The organism is Arthrobacter sp. H14, from assembly GCF_000520495.1.
Taxonomy (GTDB): Bacteria; Actinomycetota; Actinomycetes; order Actinomycetales; family Micrococcaceae; genus Arthrobacter_C.
In genome coordinates this window covers 54,297-64,858 of the sequence record NZ_KI914704.1, presented here as the reverse complement: position 1 = coordinate 64,858, position 10,562 = coordinate 54,297, and the positions used below count along the sequence as shown (strand labels likewise).

Sequence of the window (10,562 nt, the reverse complement as noted above, 5' to 3'; positions counted from 1 at the left end):
GGCGAGCCTGCTCATGAGATTCTGGAGTCATGACTAACCTCAGCCAACCGCCATCCGGCGAGCCACGGCGTCCGCACGGCCCACGCGATCCGGGCGACGCGTGGGTTGACGGGGAGCGGGGCAAGTTCTGGGGACGGTTCGGGGCAGCTGGCGTCCTCGTCCATGATGCCGACCGTGGCATTCTGCTGCAGCACCGCGCCACGTGGAGTGACCAGGGCGGTACCTGGGGATTGCCGGGCGGCGCTTTGCACCAAGGCGAGGATGCGGTGACCGGAGCGCTGCGCGAGGCCGGGGAAGAGGCCGCGGTGCCGCCGTCGCAGGTCCGGATTCTTTTCACGTCTGTATTCGATGTCGGCTACTGGTCCTACACCACGGTCGCCGCCCGCGTGACGCAGCCTTTCGAGCCGGTTATTTCCGATCCCGAGAGCATCGAGCTTCAGTGGGTCCCGCTGGACGAGGTCGGGCAGAAGCCGTTGCATTCCGGTTTTGCCGCCGCCTGGCCGGCGCTGCGCGAGGCGTTGAGCAAGAAGGTCGTCCTGGTGGTGGACGGCGCGAACGTCGTCGGATCCCGGCCGGACGGCTGGTGGCGGGACCGCCGGGGAGCCGCGCAGAAACTCATCGACGGGCTGTCCTCTGCGGCCCTGCGCGGCCTTCCCGACTGGAATGGTGCCGCGCGCATCTGGCCGGAGATCGTCGTCGTAACCGAAGGCAAGGCGAACGGGGCGGTGGACGAACAGGGCAGGGTGCAGGTTTTGGCCGCTGACCGCGACGGGGACCAGACCGTCGTCGACGCCGTCCAACAGCTGAAGCGGGCCGGTTGCACGGTGCACGTGGTGACGGCCGACCGTGGGCTCCGGAGCCGGGTCGAAGAGCTGGGAGCCGAGGTTGCAGGCCCGGGCTGGTTGCTGTCCCGGATTGAAGCGGAATAGGGCGCAGGCCGCATTCGTTTTAGACTGGTAACACACCCTCCGTCAGGCCCGTGCCGAGCCTACTTGCCACCATCCCCGCAAACCCCGCGAAAGAGGCGTATCTGTGAGCCAATTTTCCCAGCAAGAGCAGACCCGGGAACCTGAGAACCACGATCCGTTTGCGCTGGTTGGTTTGACGTACGACGACGTGTTGCTGCTGCCCGGCCACACCGACGTCATCCCGAGCGATGCGGACACCACGTCGCGCATTTCCAAGCGGATCACCGTTCAGACCCCGCTGCTTTCGGCGGCCATGGACACGGTGACCGAGGCGCGGATGGCCATTGCGATGGCACGCCAGGGCGGTCTCGGCGTCGTGCACCGCAATCTTTCCATCGCCGATCAGGCTGAACAGGTGGACCGGGTCAAGCGCAGCGAATCCGGCATGATCACCAATCCGGTCACCATCGGCCCGGACGCCACGCTGGCCGAACTTGACGACCTGTGCGGGCATTACCGCGTCTCCGGGCTGCCCGTGATTGACGACGGCGGCAAGCTGCTGGGCATCGTCACCAACCGGGACACGCGCTTTGTGCCCGACGGCGATTTCCCCACCCGCCTGGTGCACCAGGTGATGACCAAGATGCCGTTGGTGACCGGGAAGGTCGGAATCAGCCGCGAGGATGCCAGCGACCTGCTGGCCACACACAAAATCGAAAAGCTGCCGCTGGTCGACGACGCCGGTGTGCTGCGCGGGCTGATCACGGTCAAGGACTTCACCAAGGCCGAGCAGTACCCGCTGGCCACGAAGGACGATGAGGGACGGCTCCGGGTTGGCGCCGCCATCGGGTTCTTCGGTGACGGCTGGGAGCGGGCGATGGCGATCGTCGACGCCGGAGTGGACGCACTTTTCGTCGATACGGCCAACGGCCACAGCTCCGGAGTGCTGCAGATGATCGCCAAGCTCAAGGCCGAGAAATCCGCCGGGCACGTGGACATTATCGGTGGCCAGGCAGCCACCCGCGAAGGCGCCCAGGCCCTGATCGACGCCGGTGCGGACGGCATCAAGGTCGGCGTCGGACCCGGTTCCATCTGCACCACCCGCGTGGTTGCCGGCGTCGGCGTTCCCCAGGTGACCGCCATCTACGAATCCGCCAAGGCTGCCATCCCGGCCGGCGTTCCACTGATTGGCGACGGCGGCCTGCAGTACTCGGGCGACATCGGCAAGGCGCTGGTTGCTGGAGCTGACACCGTGATGCTCGGTTCCCTGCTGGCCGGTTGTGACGAGAGCCCGGGCGAGCTGGTGTTCGTCAACGGCAAGCAGTACAAGACCTACCGCGGCATGGGCTCGCTCGGAGCGATGCAGACCCGCGGCAAGAACACCTCGTACTCGAAGGACCGGTACTTCCAGGCCGACGTCAGCGGTGACGACAAGCTGATCCCCGAAGGCATCGAAGGCCAGGTTCCTTACCGCGGCCCGCTTTCGGCGGTTTCGCACCAGCTGATCGGCGGCCTGCGCCAGACCATGTTCTACGTGGGCGGAGCGACCATTCCCGATCTGAAGCGCAAGGGCAAGTTCGTCCGCATCACAGCCGCCGGGCTGAAGGAATCGCACCCGCATGACATCCAGATGACGGTCGAGGCACCGAACTACGGCACCCGGTAGGTCCTGTCGGGGCGTCTCGTGGGCCAGCTAACGTTTCGGCGCCTCTTGGTTCTCCAGCTCCTGACCCGTCGTCTTGCCCTCTGCGAAGGTGAACCCTTTGCCCGAAGGCAGCGGGTCCTGACCTCGAAACCGAACCTTAGAGTCGAAACGGTAGGTGCAACCCCCGTTCTCGCATTAAAGGTTCATTTTCGGTAATAAGGTTCATCTTCGGTAATCGACCGTTTCTGGACGTCGAATTTTGCTGCAAGGACAGCTTCGTTGCCGCCCGAAGGGCCGCGCCGTTACCTGTGGGATAGCATGGTGCGGTGACTTACGAGATTGAAATTGGCCGTGGCAAAAGGGGACACCGCGCGTATTCGCTGGACGACGTGGCGGTGGTTCCGTCGCGCAGGACCAGGGATCCAGCAGACGTGTCGGTGTCCTGGCAGATCGACGCGTACCAGTTCGACGTACCCGTCCTGGCAGCACCGATGGACTCCGTGATGTCGCCCGAAACCGCCATCGCTTTCGGCCGGCTCGGCGGTCTGGGTGTGCTCAATCTCGAGGGCCTGTGGACCCGCTACGAGGACCCTGAGCCGATGCTCGATGAGATCGCGGGCCTGAGCGCGGAGCACTTCAGCCCTGCTGCGACCAAACGCATGCAGGAGATTTATCAGGCGCCGATCCAGCCCGAACTGATCACCGCCCGGCTGGCCGAAATCCGCGACGCCGGCGTTCCCGTAGCCGGTTCGCTCACGCCGCAGCGCACCCAGGAGCACTACCAGACGGTGCTCGACGCCGGCGTGGACGTCTTCGTCATCCGCGGCACCACCGTTTCGGCCGAGCACGTCTCCAAAGAGAGCGAACCGCTGAACCTCAAGCAGTTCATCTATGAACTTGATGTCCCCGTCATCGTCGGCGGCGCCGCCGGCTACACTCCGGCACTGCACCTGATGCGCACCGGGGCGGCCGGCGTCCTGGTCGGTTTCGGCGGGGGAGCCTCCTCGACTACCCGGCGCGCCTTGGGAATCCATTCGCCGATGGCCAGTGCCATTTCCGACGTCGCCACGGCCCGCCGCGACTACATGGATGAATCCGGCGGCCGCTACGTCCACGTGATCGCCGACGGCGGACTGGGAACCAGCGGCGAAATCGTCAAGGCTTTCGCCATGGGCGCCGACGCCGTGATGCTCGGTTCCGCCCTCGCCCGCGCCGAGGAAGCACCCGGGCAAGGCTGGCATTGGGGCCCGGAGGCACACCACGATCAGCTTCCCCGTGGGGACCGGGTCCGGCTGGAAACGGTCGGACCGATGAAGGAGGTGCTCTTCGGGCCGTCACACCATACGAATGGAACGTCGAACCTGGTGGGTGCCCTCCGGCGGACGATGGCGACGACCGGCTATTCGGACCTGAAGGAATTCCAGCGGATCGAAGTCGTCGTCTCCCCGTACATTGCCAACAGCTAGGGTCTTGGCCACGATCTACATAACCGGAGGCGGACGAAGTATCGTGGTTGATACTTGTCCCGGTCAAGGAGGATGGTCTTAAATGTCTGAACTGCATGCCACTGGAGCTCTCAGTCCCCAAAAACGCGAGGAGTCCCTGGCAGCGCTCAAGGCGACTTCGGAACGCGGCAAGGAACTCGACATCCTGATCGTCGGCGGCGGCGTGGTCGGTGCCGGAGCGGCACTGGATGCCGTGACCCGCGGATTGAACGTCGGCATCGTCGAGGCCCGCGACTGGGCGTCGGGAACGTCGTCGCGCTCCTCCAAACTGATCCATGGCGGTCTGCGCTACCTTGAGATGCTGGACTTCGGACTGGTGCAGGAGGCCCTGCGGGAACGCGGACTGCTGCTGCAGCGGATCGCCCCGCACTTGGTGCGCCCGGTGCCGTTCCTCTACCCGCTGACCAAGCGGTTTGTGGAACGGCCCTACGTCGGCGCCGGCATCCTGCTCTACGACATGCTCGGCGTCACCTCTGGTAACAGCCGCGGCGTACCGATGCACAAGCACCTCAGCCGCCGCGCAATGCTGCGTTCAGCGCCGAGCCTGCAGGATGATGCCTTCGTTGGCGCAATCCGCTACTACGACGCCAAAGTCGACGATGCCCGGCTGGTGGTCGACGCCGTCCGCACCTCCGTCCAGTACGGCGCCCATGCCGCCAACCGGCTGCGCGTCGTCGACTTCCTGCGCGAAGGCGAACGCGTGGTCGGCGCCCGGGTGAAAAACCAGGAAGACGGCAGCGAGTTCGAAATCCGCGCCAAGCAGGTGGTCAACGCCACCGGCGTCTGGACCGACGAGACCCAGGCCATGGTGACCGAACGCGGCCAGCTCAAGGTCCGCGCGTCGAAGGGGATCCACCTGGTGGTTCCCAAGGACCGCTTCCAGTCCACCGTCGGGTTGATCCTGCGGACGGAAAAATCTGTGCTGTTCGTCATTCCGTGGGGGCGGCACTGGATCATTGGCACCACCGACACAGATTGGCATCTGGACAAGGCACATCCGGCAGCTTCGTCCAAGGACATCGATTACGTGCTTGAACACGTCAACAAGGTCCTGAAGCGGCCGTTGACCCGCGAGGATGTTGAGGGTGTCTATGCCGGTCTGCGTCCGCTGTTGGCCGGCGAGAACGACTCGACCGCGAAGCTTTCCCGGGAACACGTCGTCGCACATCCTGTTCCCGGACTGGTGGTCGTCGCCGGAGGGAAGTACACAACTTACCGGGTGATGGCCAAGGATGCGGTCGACGAAGCCGCACGGGCGCTCGACTTCCGGGTTGCTCCCAGCTGCACGGACACGATCCCGTTGGCCGGCGCCGTCGGCTACCGTGCCGCCTGGAACCGCCGGGCCCGCACAGCCGAGGAGTCCGGTGTGCACGTCGCCCGGATCGAGCACTTGCTGGAGCGTTACGGATCCATGACCTCCGAAGTGCTGGCCCTGATCGAGCAGCGTCCCGAGCTGGCCGAGCCGCTGCCCGGCGCCGACGATTATCTGCAGGCCGAAGCGGTCTATGCCGCAAGCCACGAAGGCGCCCGCCATGTGCACGACGTACTGACCCGGCGCACACGGATCTCCATCGAGGCGTGGGACCGTGGCGTGTCCGCGGCTCCCGTCGTCGCACGGTTGGTCGGCGAAGTGCTGGGTTGGAGCGAGGAACAGATCGAGGCAGAGGTCAATCACTACAACGCCCGCGGGCAGGCCGAGCGGCTCAGCCAGGAACAGCCCGACGACGTCTCCGCGGACAGCGCGCGGATGGGCGTCGATGAGATCGTGCCGCTGCGTTGATGATGACTGAAGGATCTCTGGAACTCTCCGAGGCAGGGCTGACGACTCCCGAGCTGGTCATCCTGGAAATGGAGGCCACCGGCAAGGAGGACGCGGCTGCCCAGCTTGCGGCCAGGATGCACGAGCAGGGCAGGATTTCCGATTTGAACGGCTTCCTGGAGCAGGTGAATTCCCGCGAGCACCAGATGGCTACGGGCTTGCCCGGGGGAGTGGGAATTCCGCACGCCCGCAGCAAGTACGTAAGCCAGACGAGCATCGCCGTCGGAGTCACCAGGTTCGGCCACAATATCGACTTCGGCGCGATCGACGGCAAGGCGGACCTGATCCTGCTGATCGCCACACCGGCAGAGTCGTTCTCCGTCCACCTCGAGGTGCTGTCCACGCTGGCGCGCTCGCTGTTCAAGGAGAACTTCCGCGAATCGCTGCGCCGCGCCAACGACGAGGAAGTCATCGCCGAACTGATCAACTCCTCCCTGGTGTTCTTCAACCACTGACCCGATGAAGAACCTACGCGTCGGTGCGCCAGGACTTCCACAGCGCGGCGTAGGAGCCATCGGCTGCCAGCAGTTCGTCGTGCGAGCCGAGTTCGGAGATGTTCCCATCCTCGACCACGGCAATCCGGTCCGCGTCATGGGCAGTGTGCAGCCGGTGGGCAATGGCGACGACGGTCCGCCCCTCCAGCACGGCGCTCAGCGAGCGCTCCAGATCGCGGGCGGCCTGCGGATCAATCAGCGACGTCGCCTCGTCCAGGACCAGAGTGTGCGGGTCGGCGAGGATCAGCCGCGCCAGGGCAAGTTCCTGCGCCTGGGCCGGCGTCACCGGTGTACGTCACTTTGTGCCCCACCAACTGGGACGACCGGTACGTGGCCTGCATCCAGTTGCTGACCGAGGCGCGGTGGCCAAGGACGGAGGCGGCAGCCTGAACGGCAGTCAAAAAGACGAGCACCCACACCCACCACAGGAGCTGGTCCCAGGAACCGGTGACGATTCCGGTGTCGATGGCCCGGCCAATTACGAACGGAATCAGGGCTTGAGAGAGCATCCACGCAGACTCCAGCAGCACGCTGAGGGTCAGCGTGCCTTTTTGCTGCCGTGCCAGCCACCACAGATACCGGTTCGGTGAACGCAGATCGGGAGTGCCGGCGCCGGGATAGGGGAACGTGCGCACAAGGATAAATCCTATTACTTATTGAGGCGGCTGTGGGGCTTTCCGGTAAAGTAATTGGGAATATCCAATGACTTGTCCGGAAGTGGACTTCGGGGTCGGCGTGAACCGTCAGCATTGGGATTTCTACACAAGTACGAAGTACCGTTAACCTGTGCTGAAAACCGCCCTCAAACCCCGTTGGATCGCTGCGCTGCTTTTGGCGTTGGTGCTGTCCACAGTGTTTGTGCTGTTAAGCCAGTGGCAGTTCTCCAGCGCCCAGGACGTTGCCCCGCCACGGCCCTCCTCCACCGAGCAGGTGAAACCGCTGACCGAGGTCTTCGAACCCGGCACCCCGATGCTCGCCGGCATCGCTGACCAGATGGTCGCCATGTCCGGCCACTACCTCGCCGACAAACAGGTCCTGGTGGAGGGCCGGCTGCAGGACGACGAGACCGGATACTGGGTGGTGACCGCATTCGCCGTCGACGGCGCCCCGGCGCTGGAAGGCAAGGGCGGCGGTGCGGATCCCGTGATTCCTGTCGCCCGAGGGTGGATCGAGGACCCGGCGCAGGCCGGGCAGGCTCCGGCCGGTGAGCTCGAGATGACGGGCCGGCTGCTGCCCACAGAAGCGCCGCTTGTGGATGAGGCGAAGGGCAGTCCGCTGCCGAGTCTTTCCGTCTCCGAACTGATCAACATCTGGGATGTCGCCAGCTACTCCGGTTTCGTCGTCGCGGACGAAACGCTCGCGGGTGGAACACCGGTGGGCGCTGCGTCGGGTGGAAACGTGCTGGAGGAAGTCCAGGTTTCGGCCCAGCCGCAGGATACGCCGGTGAACTGGCTCAACATCTTCTACGCCATCGAATGGTTCGTCTTCGCTGGGTTTGCCTTCTTCCTCTGGTGGCGGCTGGTCGCCGATGACTACCGCCGCGGCCTGGAAGAAGATGAGTACGACGACGACGGCCCCGGCAGCGGCGACGGCGATTCCCGCTCCTATATCCCAGCCCGAACCCCAACCAGTGAGGTAACCCAGTGAGTGATTCCAGCCAGAAGCAACGGCCGAAGAAGCGCCGTTTCGGCGGAACCGAGCAGCAGATCCGTTCAGCGCTCGGTTTCTATAAGGTCCTGGCTTATGCCACGGGTGTCATGTTGCTGCTGGTCGTCGTCGAGATGATCGCGAAGTACGGATTCGGCTCTGACATTATCGCTGGCGGCACCAGCGTCGAGACCGGCGAAACCGTCGCCCTCGGCTTCAATAACGTCGTCGAGCAGACCATCACCGGCGGGTTCAACCTCTCGACCGCGGTGTTGATTGTGCACGGCTGGATGTACGTGGTCTACCTGATTGCGGACTTCCGGCTCTGGTCGCTGATGCGCTGGTCGTTCGGCAAGTTCATCCTGATCGCGCTCGGTGGCGTCGTCCCGTTCCTGTCCTTCATTGTCGAGAAGCGCATGCACCGCCAGGTCGAGACTGAGCTGGCAGCTCATCCGGAGGCGTCCGCCCGCTACTGAGTGGAATCAGGCCTTGGGAATGACGATCCATAGCGCGATGTAGGCGAGTTCCCCGATACCAACCAGTCCGAAAATGACGAATCCAAGGCGGACGAGCGTCTTGGAAATACCAAAGCGGTTGGCGAGGGAAGCGCAGACACCGGCGATCAACTTGCCATCACGGGGGCGAACCAAAGTAGAAGCCATGGCCGACACTTTACCAGCGGCAGCGGCCTGATTGGCGGTTTCCGGCGCTTAATTCGCAGGATACCGGGGATGATCATCCGGTCCGGCAGGGCGCTGCCGCGGGCGAAATCAGCCCACACTCCGGACTGCCTTCCCCGCCTCGTCCACCTGCTTCCACGTGGCGCCGCCAAGGAGTGGTGCATCCCGCCAGACGTCCTCATCGCCGAGCAGGAGCGGCAGGTCGATGGTGTGCGGGCTGCCGAAGCGGTTGCCGGGTGCCGACCAGGTGATGGTGTACCGGTGGGCGGAACCACCTCCACGGGCATGGCGGCCCGCGAACCGGTCCGCTCCGGCGCCGTAGACGATGCGCGACAGGATTCCGGTCATCGCAGCGATGAGGGCCTTGCCCACGAGCGGAACCCGGGATACGGCGTGGAGCAGCGGGACCGCCGGGACGAAGAACCGGGTCTCGTTCGCGGTGGTGCCGATCAGCAGAGGCACATCAACCGCCGCGTCCCAGGCGGCCTCGACCTCGGCTTCGTCGGGGAGCGGCGGATGTCCGTACTGGATGCCAAACGGCATGGTGGAACGCAAGCCGTGCCGCGCACCGGCGCGGATCACATTCCGTTCGAGCTCGAGGACCGCAGCAGCAGGGAGGGCCGGATCGAGGTCCTGGGTGGCACGCAGCATCGCGGCGGTCATCCGCTGCCGGCCACGGGCGATGCCTAACGGCGCGCTCTGCACAATCGCTTTGTGGAATAGGCGTTCGCCCTTCGCGGCTGCGAGGAGGTGCAGGATCGCATCTCCTCCGGCGGACTGCCCGAACGCCGTGACATTGCCGCCATCGCCACCGAAGGCGTCGATGTTGCGCAGCACCCACCGGAAGGCTTCGGCCTGATCGAGTAGCCCAAGGTTCGCAGGCCTGCCATCACCACCGAGGTAACCAAAAAGACCGAGCCGGTACGTGATGGAGACGACTACGACGTGCTGCTCGGTCACGAGCCGGACAGAATCCGTCAGGGGCATGTCGCCGGCACCTGCGACGTAGGAACCTCCATGAATCCACACCAGAACCGGCAGCCGCTCCCCGGCCCGCGTGCCGGCTGGCATAGTGATGGACAGACGTTGGCAGTTCTCGTCCTGTTGCAGGCTTTCGGGGCCGCCGCCAAGCATGTATTCCGTCAGGCGGGTCTCGTTCTGGGGGCAGGCGGGCGACCAGCTTGTCGCCGCAAACAGTTCGCTCCGGTCGGGGGCGGGAACCGGCTCCTGGAAACGGTCCGCCGTCGCATAGGGGATCCCGGTGGCACGGATGACGCCGCCGTCGACCCAGCCCTGAACCGGTCCGCACGGCGGCGCGAATGTTGGCCCATCAGTGGATGCCGGCAAGGTGATCTCCAGTGTTCGGGCGGATCGTCGGGGCAGCGGTGAAGAATGACGCCGACACCATTGTCCGCCCTCCGCCGGCCGACCTGCACGAGGTGACTTTTCCGCCGTCGTCAAATGTGCGGTGGATGGGCCGGACGATTACCCTTGTAGGGTGACTGAACTCGCTCCTGCCCACCGGCCTGTCCTTGTTGTTGACTACGGCGCCCAGTACGCCCAGCTGATCGCCCGCCGGGTGCGCGAGGCCAACGTTTACTCCGAGATCGTGCCGCATACGTATTCGACGGAGCAGCTGCTCGCCAAGAACCCGGTGGCCATCATTCTTTCCGGTGGTCCTTCCAGCGTGTATGCCGACGACGCCCCGGGTATCCATGAGGACCTGCTCGACGCCGGTGTGCCCATGCTGGGCATCTGCTACGGCTTCCAGGCGATGGCGAACGCCCTCGGCGGAACAGTAGCCAAAACGGGTCTGCGTGAATACGGCTCGACCGATATCAGCGGCGTCGGCGAGAGCCGTTCC

At 64.9% G+C, this 10,562-nt stretch carries 11 protein-coding genes and 1 pseudogene; 9 read left to right on the top strand and 3 right to left on the bottom strand.

Annotated features, from left to right (window positions below):
• Positions 1 to 29: 29 nt before the first annotated feature.
• The 5 genes from Y707_RS0121265 (at position 30) to Y707_RS0121245 (ending at position 6,332) form a co-directional block, all read left to right on the top strand.
• Positions 30 to 929 (top strand): NUDIX domain-containing protein, encoded by a 900-nt coding sequence (locus Y707_RS0121265; protein WP_026536537.1) that lies wholly within the window; start codon positions 30 to 32, stop codon positions 927 to 929.
• Between the two features lie 103 nt (positions 930 to 1,032).
• Positions 1,033 to 2,574, top strand: a complete 1,542-nt coding sequence (guaB, locus tag Y707_RS0121260; RefSeq protein ID WP_051442286.1) for an IMP dehydrogenase — start codon at positions 1,033 to 1,035, stop codon at positions 2,572 to 2,574.
• 305 nt (positions 2,575 to 2,879) lie between these two features.
• Complete coding sequence (locus Y707_RS0121255) at positions 2,880 to 4,019, top strand: GuaB3 family IMP dehydrogenase-related protein (RefSeq protein WP_026536535.1); 1,140 nt, start codon at positions 2,880 to 2,882, stop codon at positions 4,017 to 4,019.
• 82 nt (positions 4,020 to 4,101) lie between these two features.
• Positions 4,102 to 5,838: a glycerol-3-phosphate dehydrogenase/oxidase gene (locus tag Y707_RS0121250; RefSeq protein WP_026536534.1), complete on the top strand. Its 1,737-nt coding sequence runs from the start codon at positions 4,102 to 4,104 to the stop codon at positions 5,836 to 5,838.
• Between the two features lie 2 nt (positions 5,839 to 5,840).
• Positions 5,841 to 6,332 carry a PTS sugar transporter subunit IIA gene (locus tag Y707_RS0121245; protein WP_026536533.1) on the top strand — a complete coding sequence of 164 codons (492 nt, stop codon included), beginning with the start codon at positions 5,841 to 5,843 and terminating at the stop codon, positions 6,330 to 6,332.
• Between the two features lie 13 nt (positions 6,333 to 6,345).
• Here the strand turns inward: Y707_RS0121245 and Y707_RS0121240 are convergent.
• A pseudogene (locus tag Y707_RS0121240) lies at positions 6,346 to 6,660 on the bottom strand (ABC transporter ATP-binding protein); the annotation flags it as partial.
• A gap of 497 nt (positions 6,661 to 7,157) precedes the next feature.
• Here Y707_RS0121240 and Y707_RS28270 point away from each other — a divergent pair.
• Both Y707_RS28270 and Y707_RS0121230 read left to right on the top strand, forming a co-directional pair.
• The gene (locus Y707_RS28270) at positions 7,158 to 8,018 is read left to right on the top strand and encodes an SURF1 family protein (protein ID WP_081745070.1); all 861 of its coding nucleotides are present in this window, start codon (positions 7,158 to 7,160) and stop codon (positions 8,016 to 8,018) included.
• Positions 8,015 to 8,494 (top strand): DUF3817 domain-containing protein, encoded by a 480-nt coding sequence (locus tag Y707_RS0121230; RefSeq protein WP_026536531.1) that lies wholly within the window; start codon positions 8,015 to 8,017, stop codon positions 8,492 to 8,494. Before Y707_RS28270 ends, Y707_RS0121230 begins: the two co-directional genes overlap by 4 nt.
• A 6-nt stretch (positions 8,495 to 8,500) precedes the next feature.
• Here Y707_RS0121230 and Y707_RS0121225 read toward each other — a convergent pair whose 3' ends face one another.
• Entirely contained in the window at positions 8,501 to 8,680 is a 180-nt protein-coding gene (locus Y707_RS0121225; RefSeq protein ID WP_026536530.1) for a PspC domain-containing protein, read from the bottom strand.
• Between the two features lie 108 nt (positions 8,681 to 8,788).
• On the bottom strand, positions 8,789 to 10,045 hold the full coding sequence (locus Y707_RS28265; RefSeq protein ID WP_333782872.1) for a carboxylesterase family protein: 1,257 nt from the start codon (positions 10,043 to 10,045) through the stop codon (positions 8,789 to 8,791).
• Positions 10,046 to 10,056: 11 nt separating this feature from the next.
• Here Y707_RS28265 and Y707_RS31055 point away from each other — a divergent pair, with 11 nt between their 5' ends.
• Positions 10,057 to 10,200 (top strand): hypothetical protein, encoded by a 144-nt coding sequence (locus Y707_RS31055; protein WP_155853247.1) that lies wholly within the window; start codon positions 10,057 to 10,059, stop codon positions 10,198 to 10,200.
• On the top strand, positions 10,197 to 10,562 hold a 366-nt coding region (locus tag Y707_RS30285), incomplete at its 3' end, for a glutamine amidotransferase-related protein (protein WP_035783093.1). The genes Y707_RS31055 and Y707_RS30285, both read left to right, overlap by 4 nt.